Source organism: Psychroserpens sp. XS_ASV72, assembly GCF_041224425.1.
Taxonomy (GTDB): Bacteria; Bacteroidota; Bacteroidia; order Flavobacteriales; family Flavobacteriaceae; genus Psychroserpens.
Genome location: NZ_JBGFGL010000068.1, coordinates 120125 through 140019 on the forward strand (window position 1 = coordinate 120125; position 19895 = coordinate 140019).

14 protein-coding genes are annotated in these 19895 nt (G+C 36.7%); 7 read left to right on the forward strand and 7 right to left on the reverse strand.

The window, feature by feature from the left end; all coding sequences use genetic code 11:
• Positions 1–58: 58 nt before the first annotated feature.
• Both AB9K26_RS02540 and AB9K26_RS02545 read left to right on the forward strand, forming a co-directional pair.
• Positions 59–1342: an ammonium transporter gene (locus AB9K26_RS02540; RefSeq protein ID WP_369970963.1), complete on the forward strand. Its 1284-nt coding sequence runs from the start codon at positions 59–61 to the stop codon at positions 1340–1342.
• 193 nt (positions 1343–1535) lie between these two features.
• Positions 1536–3014, forward strand: a complete 1479-nt coding sequence (locus AB9K26_RS02545; RefSeq protein WP_369970964.1) for a lipocalin family protein — start codon at positions 1536–1538, stop codon at positions 3012–3014.
• A gap of 38 nt (positions 3015–3052) precedes the next feature.
• Here AB9K26_RS02545 and pheT read toward each other — a convergent pair whose 3' ends face one another.
• Positions 3053–5479, reverse strand: coding sequence for a phenylalanine--tRNA ligase subunit beta (gene pheT, locus AB9K26_RS02550; protein WP_369970965.1), 2427 nt, complete (start codon positions 5477–5479; stop codon positions 3053–3055).
• A gap of 122 nt (positions 5480–5601) precedes the next feature.
• On the opposite strand from pheT, the gene AB9K26_RS02555 reads away from it, so the two are divergent.
• Positions 5602–6819: a peroxiredoxin family protein gene (locus AB9K26_RS02555; protein ID WP_369970966.1), complete on the forward strand. Its 1218-nt coding sequence runs from the start codon at positions 5602–5604 to the stop codon at positions 6817–6819.
• A gap of 135 nt (positions 6820–6954) precedes the next feature.
• Entirely contained in the window at positions 6955–8046 is a 1092-nt protein-coding gene (locus AB9K26_RS02560; RefSeq protein WP_369970967.1) for a DUF2911 domain-containing protein, read from the forward strand.
• 71 nt (positions 8047–8117) lie between these two features.
• On the opposite strand, the gene recG is transcribed toward AB9K26_RS02560, so the two are convergent.
• Positions 8118–10220 (reverse strand): ATP-dependent DNA helicase RecG, encoded by a 2103-nt coding sequence (gene recG / locus AB9K26_RS02565; protein ID WP_369970968.1) that lies wholly within the window; start codon positions 10218–10220, stop codon positions 8118–8120.
• Between the two features lie 129 nt (positions 10221–10349).
• On the opposite strand from recG, the gene AB9K26_RS02570 reads away from it, so the two are divergent.
• Positions 10350–11285 carry a patatin family protein gene (locus AB9K26_RS02570; RefSeq protein WP_369970969.1) on the forward strand — a complete coding sequence of 312 codons (936 nt, stop codon included), beginning with the start codon at positions 10350–10352 and terminating at the stop codon, positions 11283–11285.
• Here the strand turns inward: AB9K26_RS02570 and AB9K26_RS02575 are convergent.
• The 3 genes from AB9K26_RS02575 to AB9K26_RS02585 all read right to left on the reverse strand — a co-directional run bounded on the left by AB9K26_RS02575 (position 11249) and on the right by AB9K26_RS02585 (position 14735).
• Positions 11249–11770 (reverse strand): hypothetical protein, encoded by a 522-nt coding sequence (locus AB9K26_RS02575; protein ID WP_369970970.1) that lies wholly within the window; start codon positions 11768–11770, stop codon positions 11249–11251. The genes AB9K26_RS02570 and AB9K26_RS02575 overlap by 37 nt on opposite strands.
• A 32-nt stretch (positions 11771–11802) precedes the next feature.
• Positions 11803–13386, reverse strand: a complete 1584-nt coding sequence (locus tag AB9K26_RS02580) for an FMN-binding glutamate synthase family protein (protein ID WP_369970971.1) — start codon at positions 13384–13386, stop codon at positions 11803–11805.
• 80 nt (positions 13387–13466) lie between these two features.
• On the reverse strand, positions 13467–14735 hold the full coding sequence (locus AB9K26_RS02585) for an amidohydrolase (protein ID WP_369970972.1): 1269 nt from the start codon (positions 14733–14735) through the stop codon (positions 13467–13469).
• Positions 14736–14870: 135 nt separating this feature from the next.
• Here AB9K26_RS02585 and AB9K26_RS02590 point away from each other — a divergent pair, with 135 nt between their 5' ends.
• Positions 14871–17192 (forward strand): ATP-dependent helicase, encoded by a 2322-nt coding sequence (locus tag AB9K26_RS02590; RefSeq protein WP_369970973.1) that lies wholly within the window; start codon positions 14871–14873, stop codon positions 17190–17192.
• Here AB9K26_RS02590 and AB9K26_RS02595 read toward each other — a convergent pair whose 3' ends face one another.
• Entirely contained in the window at positions 17193–18155 is a 963-nt protein-coding gene (locus tag AB9K26_RS02595; protein WP_369970974.1) for a glycogen-binding domain-containing protein, read from the reverse strand.
• Positions 18156–18157: 2 nt separating this feature from the next.
• The gene (locus AB9K26_RS02600) at positions 18158–19117 is read right to left on the reverse strand and encodes a hypothetical protein (protein WP_369970975.1); all 960 of its coding nucleotides are present in this window, start codon (positions 19115–19117) and stop codon (positions 18158–18160) included.
• Positions 19118–19261: 144 nt separating this feature from the next.
• On the opposite strand from AB9K26_RS02600, the gene AB9K26_RS02605 reads away from it, so the two are divergent.
• A complete protein-coding gene (locus tag AB9K26_RS02605) occupies positions 19262–19882 on the forward strand; it encodes an L-threonylcarbamoyladenylate synthase (protein ID WP_369970976.1) in 621 nt (206 codons plus the stop codon).
• Positions 19883–19895: the final 13 nt, after the last annotated feature.

The window sequence follows — 19895 nt, forward strand, 5'->3', positions numbered from 1 at the left end:
CTAATTTTCAGAAACAATTTATAGTGTCATTTTATACATTTGAATAAACACTAACATTATGGGGAAAAAACTAAATTTCATTGTCTTAGCAGCTATTGTTGTGGTTGTTCTCTTTTGTGGAACGGAATATCAGATATTAAGTAATGTTGATGCTATTGATTCTGGCGATACGGCATGGATGGTTGTGGCTTCTGCTTTGGTGTTTTTGATGACTCCTGGATTGGCTTTTTTCTATGGTGGAATGGTCAACAAGAAAAGTATTATTTCAACCATGTTGCAAAGTTTTGTAGCATTAGGTGTTATTAGTATTTTGTGGGTTGTCGTCGGATTTAGTTTGGCTTTTGGTGAAAGTATAGGAGGTGTGTTTGGAAACCCAATGACCTTTTTCTGCTTTAAGGATGTAACAGTGTCTCCAAATCCTGATTTCGCAGGAACTATTCCTTTTTTGCTATTTGCGTTATTTCAACTCAAGTTTGCCATCATTACGCCAGCTTTAATTACTGGAAGCTTTGCTGAGCGTATCCGTTTTAGAAGCTATATCTTTTTTATGGTTCTGTTTTCCATTTTCATTTATTCGCCTTTAGCACACATGACATGGCATCCTGATGGTTTGTTGCGAAACTGGGATGTGCTTGATTTTGCTGGTGGAACCGTTGTGCACATGTCGGCTGGTTTAGCAGCTTTAGCGGCAGCTATTTATTTAGGAAAACGTAAGCATACGCTTGAAAAACCTGCCAATATTCCCTTTGTGATTTTGGGGACTGGATTGTTGTGGTTTGGATGGTTCGGATTTAATTCTGGATCTGCTTTAGGAGCCAATACAGATGCGGTAATTGCATTTGCAAATACCAACATAGCGTCGGCAACCAGTATGATGACTTGGTTGTTCTTTGATCGTTTTTACGATAGGAAGATGTCTTCCCTTGGTGCTTGTATTGGAGCTATTGTAGGTCTCGTTGCTATTACTCCAGCCGCTGGATTTGTAACTATTGGTCATAGTATTGTCATTGGTTTTGTGGCAGCTTTGGTGAGTAATATTGCCATTCAATTGAATAAGAAATCGCAAATAGATGATACTTTGGAAGTTTTTCCAAGCCATGGTGTTGGTGGAATCGTTGGTATGATCTTAACAGGTGTTTTGGCTAAGGATGTCGGACTCATATATGGAGAAACCACAACCTTTGTACACCATATGGTGGCTTTAGTCGGTGTCGCTTTGTTTACATTTATAGGAAGCTATATACTTTTAAAAATTGTGGATATTGTACTGCCTTTACGTGTACGGGAAGATCAAGAACTTCGTGGTTTGGATCTGTCTCAACATGGTGAGAATGTGGAATAATTATTAATAATTTGGTTTTAAATTAGGAGACGCCTTTTCAATTTTGAAAAGGCGTTTTTTAGTTGTTGTATCTGGATTGTAGCCTTATCATTTAAAACGGTTATGTTTTAAAGAATAAAATACCCATTATAAGGTATGGTATAGCAAGAGTGAAAAAAGCATCTTTGATTATTAATTAATCAACCTTTTTATTATGAAGAATTTTATTCGAAATGCAATTTGTTTTCTCTTTTTTATTTTGCTTTTTACTTGCTCTGATTCAGATGATGAATCTAATCCTGATAATTTTAATTTTGAGCTCATTGAGCAAATGTTTAATACCAATAATGAAGCCGTTACCCAACTTAACGAGTTTCTCTCAGAAAATGATTTAGAAACTTCTTTGATAGAGCTAAAATCTTGGCTTGAAAACTCACCTGATATTGTTGAGGCAGACATTAGTAGTGGTAATGTAGAAATAAAATATAGTTTTGGGAAGTCTAGTTTTGTAGTTATTGCTGTGGTCGATGAGAATGGTAACAGAACCAAAGGAGGAGGTTTGCAAACCTTAAAAAAGTATCAGTCTAAAAAAACTCAGTATACCAATAATCAAAATATTAGGGCATTTAATAATCCAAACCAGATAAGTTTTAGAAGTGGAGAGCATTTAATTGAAAACAGAAAGGTTTTTATTTATGACCCATTTGACTCAGCTTTTCTAACAGAAGAGGGTAGCGCAATACAGAGTATATTTGCTAGCTCTGATTTAGGTTTTGATGTAACCCTGTTGAGGAACCAGGAGTGTACAATTAGTTCTTTAAACAATTTAACCGATTACGGATTTATATACATAAGTTCGCATGGGGAGAATGGTGATATTTTCTGGACACGGGAGAGTGTGATTTTACCAAATGGGGATAATATGGATGAGCTTAGTGATATTCTTCAACTGGTTGATAATAATCAAATAGTAATGGAGACACTTGTGGAATATAAGGTTTTTGTTACTCCTGAAGTAACCGAATTGAAAGGAACTTTTTGGGGAGTGAACAGCAATTTCATTCAAAATTTAAATGGCAATTTCCCAAATAATAGCGTAGTTTTTAATAGTTCCTGTGAAAGTGCAAAAACCTCGTCATTGGCAGAAGCATTTAATAATAAAAATGCAGGAACTTATATTGGATTTGATAAAAAAGTGTGGGAAGATTTTGCAAAACAGACAGGAGTTGAATATGTTCAAAATTTATTGACACCTGAGAACACGTCCATTGATGCTTTTAATTTAATCACAATACCTATGGACAATAGAGTTCCCTATGATGCCACTGTACTTCACGGTGGAAATCAAGATGTGACCTATCATTCTGATGTTGAAACCAATCCAAGCTCAATTATTGGCACTTGGCTATTAACTGGTGAAACCGAAAATGGAGTTAATATATTTGATCCAAGCGATTGTGATGTAGTTGTAACTTTTGGAGCTACTCAGCTAACTTCGACAGAGTATTGGGGAGATAATTGTGAAAATGCAGATTCTTCAACGAGTAACTACACGATTAATGGTAATACACTGATCGAAACCAATGAAGGGGAATCTTCAAGTTCTCAAATACTTGAACTAAGTAGCACAACATTAAGGCTGACCTTTACCGATGGTGACTTTACCTATGTAGAAACCTACACAAGACAATAAAACTAAAAAAGCCTTTTCAATTTGAAAAGGCTTCTTTTTTATCTTAACTCAGCACCAAGTTGTGTTTCAAAATTGGTCTGCAGTTTTTTCATGATCTTGTCGATTTGCTTATCGGTCAAGGTTTTCTTCTCATCCTGAATGGTAAAACTCACCGCGTAGCTTTTCTTTCCTTTTGGAAGGTTTTTGCCTTGATAGACATCAAATAAATCAACATCTTTGAGTAATTGCTTTTCGGTTTGCATTGCAATTTTATCAATGTCTCCAAAGGTTACCTTGTCATCAATTAATAAGGCAAAATCACGTCGCACTTCAGGATATTTCGGAATGTCCTTAAACTTGATATCGTTATGCTTTGCCATTTCTAGCACATTATCCCAGTTGAAATCGGCAAACAATACTTCCTGTGATATCCCAAAATGTTTTAATACCTTCTTGCTAACAATTCCAAAATCTACCAGTTTGGTTTTTCCGATAGATAACCCAATACCTTCACTAAACACATCATTTTTGATAGGAGACACCATATGATTGCTGAGTCCTAAACGATCAAGAGTGCTGTTAACAATCCCTTTAAGGTAAAAGAAATCGCTTTTTTGTACAGGACTATTCCAACGCAAAGCCGTTTTATCACCTGTTAAAAAAAGAGACAGTTTTTTGTATTCCTCACGATTACTTTTAAAATCATGATAAGTTTTCCCAAATTCATATAACTTAAGATTGTTGCGCTTTCTATTGATATTGTAGCTTACTGCTTCCAACCCTGAAAATAATAAACTTTGACGCATAACGCTTAAGTCATTACTTAGCGGATTCAGCATTTCGACATTGTGCGCTTCTTTAAGTTGTTCGCTAAGCGTTACATATTTAGGAGTCGTGAGAGAATTGGATAAAATTTCATAAAACCCTTGTGAAGCTAGTTGGTTACCAATAATGTTTTGAAGTTTGTAATCTTCAAACTTTGATGTGTTCGAAATCGAAGCGTTGAGTTTTTCGGTAGTTTGAATATTGTTATAGCCATAAACCCTCAAGATTTCTTCAATCACATCGGCTTCACGTTGCACATCATTTCTATAAGCAGGAACGGTTAATCCCAAACCTGCTTCCGTAACATTATTGACTTTGATTTCAAGGGAAGTCAAGATACTTTTAATGGTTTCCTTCGGAATTTCCTGGCCAATAAGTTTCTTGGCATTGTCAAAACTCATTCGTACTTGATAATCCTCAATCTTTTTAGGGTAAAAGTCCATGAGATCACTCGTAACATCACCACCTGCAATCTCTTGGATTAACAAAACAGCACGCTTTAAAGCATATTCTGTAATGTTAGGATCGATGCCACGTTCAAACCTAAATGAAGCATCAGTGTTCAGTGCGTGACGCTTTGCCGTCTTACGGATGCTCACAGGATTGAAATAAGCACTTTCTAGAAATATACTAGTCGTCGCTTCGGTAACACCCGAGTTAATACCTCCAAACACACCTGCGATACACATAGGTTTTTCGGCATCACAAATCATTAAATCCTCTTCATGCAATTCTCTTTCAACTTCATCCAAAGTAGTGAATTTTGTGCCTTTAGGAAGGGTTTTGACCACTACTTTATTACCAGCTATTTTTGAGGCATCAAAAGCGTGTAAAGGTTGGCCTAACTCATGCAGCACATAGTTTGTGATATCAACAATGTTGTTTTTAGGTGTTAAACCAATTGCTTTTAAACGGTTTTGCAACCAAGCAGGAGAATCTTCAACTTTAACACCAGAAATGGTAACACCACAATATCGAGGCGCTAAAGCTTTGTCCTTAACATCGATGTCGATTTTTAAGGTTCTGTTTTCAACATGGAAAGCACTTACAGAAGGTGTTATCAATTCTGTATTGATTTCTTTCTGAAGCAATCCTGCTTTTAAATCTCGAGCGACACCAAAATGGCTCATGGCATCAGCGCGATTAGGTGTTAAGCCTATTTCAAAAACCTCATCATTTTCAACTTCAAATAATTCTGATACTGGAGTGCCGACTTTCGTTTTGGCATCCAAAACCATAATGCCATCATGTGAAGCCCCTAAGCCTAATTCATCCTCGGCGCAGATCATACCTTGACTGGATTCACCTCTAATTTTTCCTTTCTTGATGGTCCATGCTTCACCTTCAGAAGTGTATAGTGTAGTGCCAATTGTAGCGACAGGAACTTTTTGACCCTTATCTACATTTGGTGCGCCACAAACAATTTGTAACGGATCACCTTTACCAATAGTGACGGTTGTTACTTTTAAACGATCTGCATTTGGATGTTTTTCACAGGTTAAAACCTCTCCAACAACAACACCTTTTAATCCGCCTTTAACCGATTCAAACGATTCAATGCCTTCAATTTCGAGCCCAAGGTCTGTTAAAAGTTCGCCAGTTTGTTCCGCTGGCCAATTTGTTTTCAAAAACTGCTTTAACCAATTGTAAGAAATCTTCATTTTTAGTCTTTAATCAAGCTACAAATATAATAATCTTAAGATAGTTTTAAGGGTCGAAAGTTCCCTTTTCTTTGTAAGAATTTTAAATTTGTTCAGACAGATATCCTAAAAATTTATCTCTAATGAAGAAGCTTGTTTTAAAAGTATGTATCGTATTGTTTGTTTTTTCCTGCAAAACAGAACCTGCAATAGAACTTAATCGCGGTACTTGGCGTGCAGAATTACAAATAAGTGATTCGTTAGGTTTGCCATTTAATTTTGAAGTGGTTTCTGCTGAGTCGTTAAAGATATTCAATTCAGATGAGGTTATATGGGTTGATGATATTAGCTATGATGCAGATTCCATTGTTATAAAAATGCCTGTTTTTGAAGGCTATATAAAAGCATTGCTCGCAAAAGATAACTTAAAAGGTCATTTTATTAATGAGAGTTTAAATCGTTCGGTGCCATTTTCTGCTTTTTTTGGAAATGAGGAGCGTTTTGTTTCAAAGACTAAAAAAGCCAATACTGATGTCTCCGGAAACTGGGAAGTTGTGTTTAGTCCAGATTCTGAAGATGATAACTATATAGCTAAAGGTGTTTTTAATCAGGTAGGAGATGAGGTTACGGGAACATTTAGAACCACAACTGGTGATTATAGGTACCTTGAAGGTGTTTTGGATGGCAATACAATGAAACTATCAACTTTTGATGGTGCACATGCGTTTTTGTTTACTGCAGAAGTGTCCGATAGTACAATGTCTGGAATGTTTTATTCTGGAAGCCATTGGAAGGAACCTTTTGTAGGGAAGAGAAATGAAGATTTTGAATTGGCTGATGCGAATACCTTAACTTATCTTAAGGATGGTTATGATGCTTTGGAATTCCGTTTTCCAAATGCTGAAGGTGAATTGGTATCGCTTTCAGATGAACGCTTTAAAAATAAGGTTGTCGTTGTTCAAATTATGGGCACTTGGTGTCCTAATTGTTTGGATGAAACCAAATACTATTCAGATTATTATAATGCAAATTCAGATTCTAATTTAGAATTCATTGCTTTGGCTTTTGAATATTCTAAAACGGAAGAAGAAGCCTTTAAGCGAATTCAAAGGTTAAAAAATGATGTTGGCGTAAACTATCCAATTTTGTTAGCACAGTATGGAACGTCTAGCAAACAAAAAGCCCAAGAGAAATTACCAATGCTTAACCATGTTTTATCATATCCAACTTCCATCTTTATTGATAAAACAGGAAAGGTTAGAAAAATCCACACAGGGTTCAATGGTCCTGCTACTGGTAAAAAATATGAAGAATTTAAAACCGAATTCTCAAATTTTGTTTCAGAACTATTAGAAGAGTAAACTTCTTTACTTTTTGTTTATTAGATACTAAATTCTGTTAATTAACAGTCGTCCGAAGCTTTTTAACGAAATGCTAACAACTTCCGTTTGCAATCCTATCTAACTTGTTGTCAATAATCTAAACAATCAATCAAAATGAAAAACTATTACTCTTACCAATTTTTTGCATGCCTATTTTTCTTTATAGGATTTCAAACCAATGCTCAAATCAATACACCTCGAGCTAGTCAACAAGCCACAGTTTCTCAACGTGTCGGTATTTCTGATGTTTCAATTACTTACGCTAGACCAAGTGTCAACGGAAGGGAAATTTGGGGTAATGTAGTGCCTTATGGCATGAATAATCTCGGATTTGGAACTTCCACAGCTGCACCTTGGCGTGCTGGTGCAAATGAAAACACGACGATCACCTTTACGCATGATGCAAAGGTAGAAGGGAAGCCAATAAAAGCTGGAACGTACGGTTTGCATTTTGAAGTGAAGCCTGATAACACAGCGACTTTGATATTGTCTAAGGATGCTAATGCTTGGGGAAGTTTTTTTTACGAACCAAACAAGGATGCGCTCAGAGCTGATATTTCTACTATTGAAGTACCACATCAGGAACAATTGACATTTGAATTCAACGATGTTAAGCCGAATTCTGCTACAGCTATGTTGACGTGGGAGAAGAAAGGTTTTCCGTTTACGGTATCATTTGATGTGTCAGGGATTGTGTTGAATGAGTTTCGAGAAAGTTCTAAAGGACAAGCAGGCTTTAACCGACAAAATTGGGAGCAAGCTGCTAATTACGCCTTGAATAATGGTGGTGAGTTGGATGAGGCACTGGGTTGGGTAAATGGAGCGATTTCCGGAAATTTCTACAGTCAAAAAACAGTGAACAACTTAGCGATCAAAGCTCAAATATTACAGAAACAAGGAAACGCAGATGCTTTTGCTAAAACCATGGATGAGGCTTCCAAAATCGCTAATGCCAATCAGTTGAATTTCCTTGGTTATCAAATGCTAGGTGTTAAGGATTACGATCGTGCCTTGACTTATTTCAATAAAGCGGCCGAAATGGATCCCGATAATCCGAACGTTTATGATAGTCTTGGTGAAGCTTACAAGACTATAGGAAAAAACAAAGAGGCTATAAAGTACTTTAAAAAGTCATTGTCAATGAATCCGCCTCCAAACGTAAAAGCGAATTCGGAGAAACATTTAAAGGAATTAGGAGCTATGTAAATAACAACCTTTCTCAATCAATCATAAAACCAACAGTTGTGTTTTGGGCCCAATTTTATATTGGGCTTTTTTTATGAAATGTAATTCCAGATGTTTTTGTATTTGCTCAATTGCCTATAGGTTCTTAAAATTGCTTTGTTTTCAGGAAAACTTAATGATGGGTCAGACTGAAGAATACGTTTGGCATAGAATCGAGCGCTTTGTAAAATGGATTTATCCTTAACGATATTAGCAATTTTTAAATTCAGAACACCACTTTGTTGGGTTCCCATAACATCACCTGGTCCACGAAGCCTTAAATCAACCTCGGCAATTTCAAAACCATCATTGGTACGTGTCATAGTTTCCAGGCGTACTTTGCTTTCATGGCTAAGTTTGTGCCCTGTCATTAGGATGCAATAGCTCTGTTCTGCACCACGACCAACACGACCTCTTAATTGATGTAATTGCGATAAACCAAACCGTTCGGCGCTTTCGATTATCATCACAGAGGCATTAGGAACATTAACGCCTACTTCAATGACAGTTGTGGCCACCATAATCTGTGTTTGTCCGCTTATGAAACGTTGCATTTCATAATCTTTATCAGCTGGCTTCATTTTGCCGTGAACGATTGATATTTGATATTTTGGTTGAGGAAAATCCCTAACAACACTCTCATAACCATCCATCAAGTCTTTGTAATCTAGTTTCTCGCTTTCCTGAATGAGTGGATACACAATATAGATTTGACGTCCTTTTTCAATTTCATCACGAATGAATCGAAAAACCTTAAGTCGATTATTGTCGTATCTGTGGACGGTTTTAACAGATTTTCTTCCAGGTGGTAATTCATCAATAATTGAAATATCCAAATCGCCATAAACAGACATCGCCAAGGTTCTAGGAATTGGTGTTGCGGTCATCACCAAAATATGTGGAGGAGAGGTGTTTTTTTTCCATAATTTTGATCGTTGAGCTACTCCAAAACGATGCTGCTCATCGATAATTGCAAGTCCTAAATTTTTGAATTTTACCTTGTCTTCAAGTAGTGCATGAGTCCCAATCAAGATCTGTAAATCGCCATTTTCAAGAGATTCGTGAATTTTTCTTCTTTCTAAAGTAGTACTTGAACCAGTAAGTATTGAAATACTGATATTCAATTTGTTAGATAATTCAATTAAACCGTTATAGTGTTGGACTGACAAAATTTCAGTTGGAGCCATTAAGCAAGCTTGGAAACCGTTGTCAAGTGCCATGAGCATTGACATGAAGGCTACTATGGTCTTTCCGGAACCAACATCACCTTGCAAAAGGCGATTCATTTGCGCATTGCTTCCTAAATCTTGTCTTATTTCTTTTAACACTCGTTTCTGTGCGTTGGTCAAATCGAATGGTAAATGATCGTTGTAGAATGTGTTGAAATAAGAGCCAACAGATTCAAATGGAAATCCTTTTATTTTGGATTTATGGATGAGATTTTTCAGAATTAATTGCAGTTGTATATAAAATAACTCTTCAAATTTGAGTCTAAATTCTGCTTTTGCCAGAAGTTCTTGGTCTTTCGGAAAATGAATATTAAATAGCGCCTCGCTTTTTGAAAGGAGTTTGAGTTCTGAAATCAAGCTTTCAGAAAGTGTTTCAATGAATCGCCCTTTGGTTTCTAAAAACAGGTTTTGCATGATATTGGTTAGTACACGATTAGAAACGCCTTTATTGGATAGCTTTTCGGTTGAAGGATAAATGGCTTGCATTGATGATCTAAGGCTTTTCTCATGCTCACTTTGAAGTTCCATTTCTGGATGTGGGATGCTAAATGTGCCATTAAACCAATTTGCTTTACCAAAAATCACATAAGGCGTGTTGATTTTGATACTGTCTCGAATCCATTTCTGTCCGCGAAACCACACTAGCTCCATGCGACCAGTATGGTCTTCAAAAGTAGCTACCAGTCGCTTACCCCTTTTTTGGGCTACTTCTTTAAAACCAGTTATTTTTCCAATGATCTGTACTTCTGCACTATTGCGTTGCAATTCGCTTATGGTGTAGTATTTTGTCCTGTCTAGATAGCGATTTGGAAATAAGTTGATTAAATCTTGATAGGTGTGAATGCCCAATTCGGTTCTTAGCAAATTGGCACGATTAGGACCAACACCTTTAAGGTATTCTATCGGAGTTTGGAGGTTCACACTCATGATAGCGAAATTAAGCAATTCATTTCAACGATAAAACGATGCAAATTATATTTCTGCTTGGTATGGCATCGAATAAATCGTACTTTGCTGATGTTTGACTATAAACCTATAAAATCTTATTAGAATATTATGAAAGCTTTAGTGATTTCAGGTGGTGGAAGTAAAGGAGCATTTGCTGGAGGTGTTGCTCAATATCTGACAACTGATTTGGGAAGGAATTACGATATGTATCTAGGGACATCCACAGGGAGTTTGTTGGTGCCTCATTTAGCGGCTAACGACATTGGTAAGCTATATAATATTTTTACAAATGTACAGCAGCACGATGTGTTTAGCGTAAGTCCTTTTGTGCAACGTCAAAAAGGGGACCGTGAATATGTGTCTATTGATTTTGTAAACTCGCTGTGGCAATTTATAAGAATGAAGCGAACGTTTGGTGAGAGTAAATCGCTTAAACGCAATATTAGAAGAAATTTTACCAAAGCCGAATATGATAAAATTAGAAGCACGAAAGATGATGTTGTAGTGACGGTTTCGAACCTGTCAATGAATCGCGTGGAATATAAGTCCATTAACGATTTTAGCTATGAGGAATTTTGTGATTGGATTTGGATCTCGTGCAATTATATCCCGTTTATGTCTTTGGCGAAAGTTGATGGTTATGAATATGCCGATGGTGGTTTGGGTTGTGTGGTTCCTATTCGAGAAGCTATAGAAAGAGGTGCTACTGAAGTTGATGCAATCGTATTGGAGTCTGAGAATATGGACAAACAAAAGGTGTTAGGAAAGAACCCGTTCTCTCTAATGTTGAATCTGTTTGGTCACTTATTGGATCAGGTTGAGAAAAACGATATCACAATTGGAAAGTTAGCGGCTAAAAACAAAGGCGTGAAACTCAATCTGTATTACACGCCAACAAATCTAACGGAAAACTCACTTATTTTTAGTAGGCGATTAATGGTAAGCTGGTGGTCGCAAGGTTATGAGTACGCAAAGCAAAAGCACGAGGCTGGAGTTTTAGACGATTCTCAATTCCACAATGACGATACTTCTTCCTTAATGTAGGAAAGTGCAGCATCGCTAGGAGCACGTTTATCCACCATATCTGTAATAATGACTTCTCGAAGCTTGTCAGCAGAATCTACTTTATCTGAAATAGTAGCTTTCCTAATTATTTGAACTGTGGCGTTTTTGGCTGTGGAAGTGATGCTCCAGCACTCATCGCTAACATAGATTTGTTGTGCTAAATTGTGCTCAAATTCTTGTTCAATGTTAGCTATAAGTAATGACTCGTAATCTTCTTTATTTGAAGACATTGGCTTAACTCTTAATAATAATTTTGAAGGTTTGATTCGTTCTAAGAAAAGAGATAGACGTTCGTAGGCCTGTAGTCGTAGAGGAAAACTGTTTTTTTGTAGTTCTTTATGCATTAAAAACGTTCTTCTTTTGTTTTCGTTTTCTACATGTTCTCTAAAAAACAGAAAGGCAATTGCACCCGTCACTAAAGCAGGAACACAATAGAGTAGTAAGCCGATAATATCCAATTCCATGGTTGTATTTTTAAGTTGGTAAATATAGGATTTTAGTTTTTGGTTTCCATTGCTTTCTGTGCTAAATTTCCTCCAAGATACTGGCAGTTTTTCAGTTCTTGCATTGAATTAAAAGGCACTTTTGTTTTTTGATACATATAAGTGCTACTCAAATCCTTTGATAGATTATGGTCGTCAACATTTACTTCAATATCAGTCATATCAAATTGACATGGATGTTCATGTCCAGAAGCGTGTGTGATTTCTATTAATTCTTTTCTGAAGGTTTTAAAGTAAAGTGCCAACCGCTCAGATTTCAAAGGTACATTGATGCCGTTTTGGAGCCATTTGCTTTGGGTTGCTACACCAGAAGGACAACGATTAGTATGGCAAATCTGTGCTTGAATACAGCCGATGCTCATCATGGCTTCTCTTGCAACATTGATACAGTCAACACCCATTGCAAAAGCCATGGCAGCCTTAGCGGGAAAACCTAGTTTTCCACTGCCAATAAAAACAATACGGTCTGTTAGATCCTTTTTTTGAAACAATCTATATAGATCACCAAAGCCGTATACCCAAGGCAAGCTAACATGATCTGCGAAACTTGGAGGTGCGGCACCTGTTCCACCTTCACCACCATCAACGCTAATAAAATCTGGACCTTTACCCGTGGACTTCATGATGTCAGCAAGTTCTTCCCATTGGTCCAATTTCCCGATAGCAGCTTTGATGCCTACAGGTAAACCAGTTTCTTCGGCTATGGCTTCAATAAAATCTACCATCTCTTGAACATTTGAGAATGCACTGTGATTTGGAGGTGACAAAACATCTTTACCTACTTCAACACCTCTGATTTCTGCTATTTCCTTAGTGATTTTTGCACCTGGTAACACGCCTCCTTTACCAGGCTTGGCACCTTGGGAAAGTTTGACTTCTATGGCTCTTATAAACGGATTATCTTCTACAAGCTGCTTCATTTTTTCCATAGAAAACTTCCCATCCTTGGAACGAACACCAAAATATCCGGTGCCAAAATGAAACACAACATCACCACCGTTTTTATGATAAGGTGATAAGCCACCTTCGCCTGTGTTATGATAAGCATGGGCGATTTTGACGCCTTTATTCAATGAGTCAACGGCTTTAGCCGATAAAGAACCAAAACTCATAGCAGATACATTGATAACCGAGGCTGGACGATACGGTTTTCTTCTTTTGTTGTAGGCACCTATAACTTTGGCACAAGGAATAAAATCTTTTTGAATACTGTTTGGATGATGTTCATCAATTTTAAAAGGCATCATCGCATTGTTAATGAAAATATGCTGATGTGCATAAATATCTCTATCGGTACCAAAACCTTCATAATTGTTTTCCTTTTTGGAAGAAGCATAGACCCAACCTCGTTCGATACGATTAAATGGTAACTCTTCACGATTGTTAGCAACTAAGTACTGGCGTAGTTCTGGACCAATACTTTCTAAAATGTACCTAAAATGCCCAATGATTGGAAAATTATGACTTATGGTGTGTTTCTTTTGTAAAAATATATCTCTGAAAGCAATAATGGCTAAGACAATGATAATCCATAACCACCATGGAATATTGCCTAAAAATTCTAGAATCGAATCCATATTTTGGTTTTAATAGTAAAGGTATTTAAAATTAACAGTTCTCAAAGAAACGATATGATCTTTAAATAGGAAAAATAAAATCATTGATTTAGATAATCTAACGTCATTTGTGTTAAAGTCCTGACACCCAATAATAATCCGCTTTCGTCAATAAAAAAGCTAGGTGTGTGATGAGGATGAAGTTCGGTCTCACCCTTGGTCATGCCTCCTAAATAAAAATAAAATCCAGGTATCTTTTCCTGAAAATAAGAAAAATCCTCACCAATAGTTTCAGCTTTGATTTGAACCACATTAGATTTTCCAGCAACTTTCACCATACTTGGTAGCATTTGTTTGACCAAATCATGATCATTATAGGTAATTCCTGTTTGGTTTGTAAACGAAATCGTTGCTTCGCCTCCATAAGCCTTGGCAATGGTTTCCGTCATTTCGGTCATGCGCTTAATGATCATGGCTTTCATATCTGGATCGAGGGTTCTGACCGTTCCAATTAATTCTGCAGATTCAGGAATGATATTAAATCGAACACCACTTGTCATTTTTCCAACGGTAATGACAGCTGCTTCGTTTATTAATTTAGATTCACGACTGATGATGGTTTGTAGGCCATCAATGATTTTTGCTGAAATGACTATTGGATCTACACCAAACCAAGGAGAGGCTCCATGGGTTTGCTTGCCTTTTACGTTGATTACAAAACGCTCTACAGCAGCCATAGCACCACCTGGTTTGTAATGCAACTGGCCAACTTCAACCATGGATCGCAAATGCAATCCGAAAATGACATCTACCTTTGGGTTTTCTAAAACACCTTCTTCAATCATTAATTTAGCGCCACCTTCTTCTCCTGGAGGAGCTCCTTCCTCAGCAGGTTGAAAAATAAACTTTACAGTGCCTTTAATTTTATCCTTATGCTTGGCCATCACTTCGGCAACGGCCATTAATATTGCTGTATGTCCATCATGACCACAAGCATGTGAAACACCTGTTTCTTGGTCTAAAAATGAGGAACGTTTTGTGGATTTGAATGGTAAATCGTTGTTTTCTGTTACAGGCAGTGCATCAATATCAGCTCTCAAGGCGACAACTTTTCCGGGTTGGTTTCCTTTCAATATACCAACAACACCAGTATGGGCAATACCTGTCTGAACTTCCAATCCTAGGGATTTGAGATGTTGAGCAATTTTTTCAGCTGTTTTGAACTCTCTATTCGACAGTTCCGGATTTTCATGAAAATAACGCCGCCATTCAATTAATTTTGATTCAATTTCAACAAAATCTTTTTCAATGCCATTTTGGGCGTAAATTCCGAAACAACCAAAAAAAACAAGAACATATAATAACTTCATATAACGAATTCATTTTTTCAATCTTAAAGATAGACTAAAAAAACCAGCAAAAACAATTGTTTATAATTATTGATAAAACCACTATAAAAAACCTATTACAAATGGTTATTTTTATGCTCCCAAAAAATAATGGTGTTGGAGAAATATTTAAGTCAGTTAAACGAAGCGCAATTAGCTGCAACCTTGCAGAAGGATGGACCAATGATTGTCATTGCTGGAGCAGGTTCAGGTAAGACACGTGTGCTCACTTATAGGATTGCCTATTTGATGAGTCAAGGTGTGGATCCTTTCAATATATTGGCGTTGACCTTTACCAATAAGGCGGCTCGAGAAATGAAAAGTCGAATTGCTGATATTGTTGGTGATAGTGAGGCAAAAAACCTTTGGATGGGAACCTTTCATTCGGTTTTTGCCAAAATATTACGACGTGAAGCTGACCGTTTAGGGTTTCCAAGTAATTTTACCATTTACGACACACAGGATTCCGATCGTCTGATTGCCTCTATTATCAAAGAGATGAATTTAGATAAGGATGTCTATAAGTACAAGCAAATCCGTTCTCGTATTTCATCTTATAAAAACAGTCTGATTACGGTTAAAGCCTATTTTCAAAACCCTGAATTGATTGAAGCTGATACAGCAGCAAGACGTCCGAGACTTGGTGACATCTATAGAGCTTATGTAGAGCGTTGCTTTAAGGCAGGTGCGATGGATTTTGATGATTTGTTGTTGAAGACCAATGAGTTGTTGACACGTTTTCCAGACGTGTTAGCAAGATATCAGGATCGTTTTCGATATATCTTGGTCGATGAGTATCAAGATACCAACCATTCCCAATATTTGATTGTAAGAGCTTTGTCAGATCGTTTTCAAAACATTTGTGTCGTTGGTGATGATGCTCAAAGTATTTATGCCTTTAGAGGTGCCAATATCAATAATATATTGAACTTCCAACGCGATTACGATGATGTTGAGGTGTTTCGTTTGGAACAAAATTACCGTTCTACCAAAAATATTGTAAATGCTGCTAATTCCATCATTGATAAAAACCAAACCAAATTGGATAAAGTGGTTTGGACGGCCAATGAGGAAGGCAATAAAGTAAAGGTCAACCGTTTAATGACCGATGGTGATGAAGGGCGATTTGTTGCGAGTTCCATTTTTGAGAACAAAATGCAGCACCAGCTTAACAACAAGGATTTTGCAGTGTTGTATCGTACCAACGCACAGTCGCGTGCTATTGAAGATGCTTTGCGCAAACGCGATATTCCTTATCGTATTTATGGTGGTTTATCGTTTTACCAACGTAAGGAAATTAAAGACGTGTTGTCCTATTTACGTTTGATTATCAATCCTGCTGATGAAGAAGCTCTAAAACGTGTTATCAATTTTCCAGCGAGAGGAATTGGACAGACTACCATTGATAAACTGATTGTTGCAGCGAGTAATTACAATCGAACCATTTTTGAGGTCATGAAATACATTGACCAATTAGAGGTAAAAATCTATAGTGGTACACGAATGAAACTTCACAATTTTGTGACCATGATTGAAAGTTTTCAAGTGATGAGTCAATCTGCTAATGCGTTTGAATTAGCGGATCATGTGGTTAAAGCTACTGGAATTATTAGAGAATATAATAAGGAAGGCACGCCTGAAGATATTCAACGTTTGGAGAATATTGAAGAGTTGCTGAATGGTATGAAAGATTTTGTTGAAGGTCAGGTGGAAATAGCAGATGCTACTGGAAGTATTTCAGAGTTTCTTGAAGATGTGGCTTTGGCAACCGATTTAGATAAGGATGATGGTGATTTGGATCGTGTTTCCTTAATGACCATCCATTTAGCAAAAGGATTGGAGTTTCCGTATGTTTATATTGTTGGAATGGAAGAGGATTTGTTCCCAAGTGCTATGAGCATGAATACACGTAGTGAGCTAGAGGAGGAGCGACGTTTGTTTTATGTGGCACTGACCAGAGCTGAAAGACAAGCGTACTTAACTTATACTTTGTCGCGTTATCGATGGGGAAAATTAATCGATGCTGAACCAAGTCGATTTATTGAGGAGATTGATGACCAATATCTAGATGTCATTACACCATTGCATGAACCAAGACAAAATCCGATGTTGTCGGCTGATATTTTTGGTGATGTCGAGCCCAACAGAATTCGATTCAAAAAGCCAAAAAAACGTATCAAGGAAAATAAGCCGCCAAAATTTACAGCGCCCAAAAATCTTAAGCCCATATCTAAATCATCTTCAACCAGTAATGATAATACCAACTTATTTGATGGTAAACTAGCTGTTGGGAATATTGTAGAACATTCTAGATTTGGAAAAGGCGAAGTTTTGAAAATAGAGGGAAAAGGAGCAGATGTTAAAGCAGAGATTAACTTTGAGGTTGGAGGTGTCAAAAAATTGTTGCTCCGATTTGCAAAGTTGGATATTCTCGGATAACTATTTGACCATAAAAACAGAATTGACGTGACCATTTCCATCGTATTCCCTTACGGAATTGTCAGGATCAAGAATCCATTCGCCATCCACAATAAATTTGTAATGATGCTTTCCGGCAGGAAGCGGTAATCTGTAATACCAATAACCATTTTCGGTTTTTTCCATTTTTAAGTCCTCTTCATTCCAATCGTTAAATGATCCTGCAAGGACAACAGTTTGTGCATCTTGATATCCTTTCAGTAGAAATGTAACATACTTTCCAACATTTAAGCGAGAATTGAATTCATCAAACTCATTTAAAACTTTGTCAGGATTTGAAGGGTCTTCCATCCAGTCACCATCTACCACAAAGCGATATTCATATTCGCCAGGTTTGATCTGTAATTTCAGTTCCCAACCGTTTTCAATTCGATACATTTGAAATGATTGATCGTCCCATTTATTGAAAGAACCAGCAACAACGACTTTCTCAGCGTCTTCAAAACCTCTTAATCTAAAGCGAACATTGCCATCTTCACTTGGATAGGCTTTGGCAAACATTTTTAAATTATAAACGTGAAGGTATTTTCCGTTTTGATTTTTGGCATCTACGATGTTAGGATCGCGATTTGTTGGTTCTGCCCAATATTCATTGTTGATAATAAATTTGAATTGCCAACTGTAATTACCGTCGAACTTACTCAAAGGCTTGCGGAGTTCATAAGTGTCATCATCTATCTTGGTCATCTTCCAGTCGTATTTAGACCAATTATTGAATTCGCCAGCAACGACTACATTGTCTACGGTTAGATCATCAAAATCGATTCGGTTTCCTGAATAGTCGTGGGATAAGGTTTCGTAATCTGATCGATGAAATGTGAATACAACATCATCACCTTCAATGGAATAGCCTTTTGGTTTTTGGGCAAACAAGCTTACAACTGAAAGTAGTAAAATGATGGTTATGTAATGTATTCGTTTCAAAGTCAGTGCCTATTAATGGGTTTCTCTACAAAATAAAGCTTTTCTTTTTTATAATTGATAATGGTTCGTTGTTGTTTTAAGAATTCATATCCAAATATGCCATCTAGATTTGTTCCGAATACAGTATTCATCTGAGATAAATCGGTCAAAATGGTATGCATTGGTCCAAAATAGATGGAATCAGTTAGTTTTACTCTGTACAATTTTCCTGCCAAAACCTCTAATTGATTTCCGCTCGCATCCAAAAGTTGCAGACGTCGCTTAGGAAAAAATTGTTCAAAAACTGTTTTGTTGGCCCTTTTGTTTAGCTGATTGAATTCTGCGGCAGTATCTAAACCAAATTTCAGTTTTTTTCCGTTCACCATTGCTTCGAGAATGATGGTGTGTTTTTTCAGTTTAAAATCGACACTATCAATGATGCGCTCCAAATACTTAGTCTTATCGAGCCTATGTCCTTTAGAATCTACTTTAGACAATGTGATTTGATTTAAGTGCATGTCAACAAAAATCTCATAGTCTTTAAGGATGTCATGTCCTATAATTCCCAGTAGATGTATTTTTTTGCTTTTTTCAATGTGTGACAAATCGATGACATCAGAAAAGGTGTCTTCTATAACCAAATCCTTTATAATGAATTCTTGAAGCCTTCTCTCCAATGGATTATCAATAATATTTAAGACACCTGAAGTCTGTTCGTGTTGATCATGGAATGATTGGCGACCTTTAAAATGGGATTTGTTTAGAATTAAGGTTTCAGATCCAGTATCAATGATGAAATTTCCGGTTTGATCTAAGAGGTTTGCCTCAATCACAATAAGATGATCAACTAATTTGAATGGGATTCTCGTAGTGTTTACGTTAATTAACTCGGCTTCAGGAAAGGATAATAACTGAGCTGTTTTCTTATTGGAGGAAAACAACTGTAAGGTTATAAATAATAAAATGAAACAAAGCCTGTGCATATTAAATAGACTGAAATTCTTTTGAATTGTTACACTTTAGTCAAATTGATAACTGTTAAAAATTGTGAAAATGAAATAATCCATTTTTTTAAGTACAGAAATATTTAACTACTTTGTGGGTATAAATGTGGCAATTGAATAGATATGGCAGAATTAATTAGAATTTACGAGGAGAATCCAAACCCTAAAGCCATTAAAAAAGTGGTGGATGTACTTAGGAGTGGCGGATTGGTTATTTATCCAACCGATACGGTTTACGGATTAGGGTGCGATATTACTAATTTGAAAGCATTAGAAAGAATAGCGCGAATTAAGGGTGTGAAACTTCAAAAATCTAATTTCTCATTTATTTGTTATGATTTGAGTAATCTTAGCGATTATGTAAAGCAAATTGATACAACGACATTTAAAATTTTAAAGCGTGCACTGCCTGGTCCATATACCTTTATTTTACCTGGTTCGAATACATTACCACATCCTTTTAAGAAACGAAAAACGGTTGGGATTCGTATTCCGGACAATAATATAGCAAGAATCATCGTAGAGCAGTTAGGCCATCCTATTGTGTCTACCTCAATACGTGATGAAGATGAAATAATTGAATATACCACAGATCCTGAATTGATTCTTGAAAAATGGGATAATCTGGTCGATTTGGTTATTGATGGTGGTTATGGAGATAATTTGGCCTCGACCATTATCGACTTATCAGAATCACAACCTATAGTGGTAAGGGAAGGCAAGGGAAGTCTAGAGATATTTTAAAATAAAAAAAAGC

What these genes read in the sequence shown, in the direction of transcription:
- AB9K26_RS02540 (WP_369970963.1), top strand. Translation starts at nt 59, where the DNA reads ATGGGGAAAAAACTAAATTTCATTGTCTTAGCAGCTATTGTTGTGGTT.
- AB9K26_RS02545 (WP_369970964.1), top strand. Translation starts at nt 1,536, where the DNA reads ATGAAGAATTTTATTCGAAATGCAATTTGTTTTCTCTTTTTTATTTTG.
- pheT (WP_369970965.1), bottom strand. Translation starts at nt 5,479, where the DNA reads ATGAAGATTTCTTACAATTGGTTAAAGCAGTTTTTGAAAACAAATTGG.
- AB9K26_RS02555 (WP_369970966.1), top strand. Translation starts at nt 5,602, where the DNA reads ATGAAGAAGCTTGTTTTAAAAGTATGTATCGTATTGTTTGTTTTTTCC.
- AB9K26_RS02560 (WP_369970967.1), top strand. Translation starts at nt 6,955, where the DNA reads ATGAAAAACTATTACTCTTACCAATTTTTTGCATGCCTATTTTTCTTT.
- recG (WP_369970968.1), bottom strand. Translation starts at nt 10,220, where the DNA reads ATGAGTGTGAACCTCCAAACTCCGATAGAATACCTTAAAGGTGTTGGT.
- AB9K26_RS02570 (WP_369970969.1), top strand. Translation starts at nt 10,350, where the DNA reads ATGAAAGCTTTAGTGATTTCAGGTGGTGGAAGTAAAGGAGCATTTGCT.
- AB9K26_RS02575 (WP_369970970.1), bottom strand. Translation starts at nt 11,770, where the DNA reads ATGGAATTGGATATTATCGGCTTACTACTCTATTGTGTTCCTGCTTTA.
- AB9K26_RS02580 (WP_369970971.1), bottom strand. Translation starts at nt 13,386, where the DNA reads ATGGATTCGATTCTAGAATTTTTAGGCAATATTCCATGGTGGTTATGG.
- AB9K26_RS02585 (WP_369970972.1), bottom strand. Translation starts at nt 14,735, where the DNA reads ATGAAGTTATTATATGTTCTTGTTTTTTTTGGTTGTTTCGGAATTTAC.
- AB9K26_RS02600 (WP_369970975.1), bottom strand. Translation starts at nt 19,117, where the DNA reads ATGCACAGGCTTTGTTTCATTTTATTATTTATAACCTTACAGTTGTTT.
- AB9K26_RS02605 (WP_369970976.1), top strand. Translation starts at nt 19,262, where the DNA reads ATGGCAGAATTAATTAGAATTTACGAGGAGAATCCAAACCCTAAAGCC.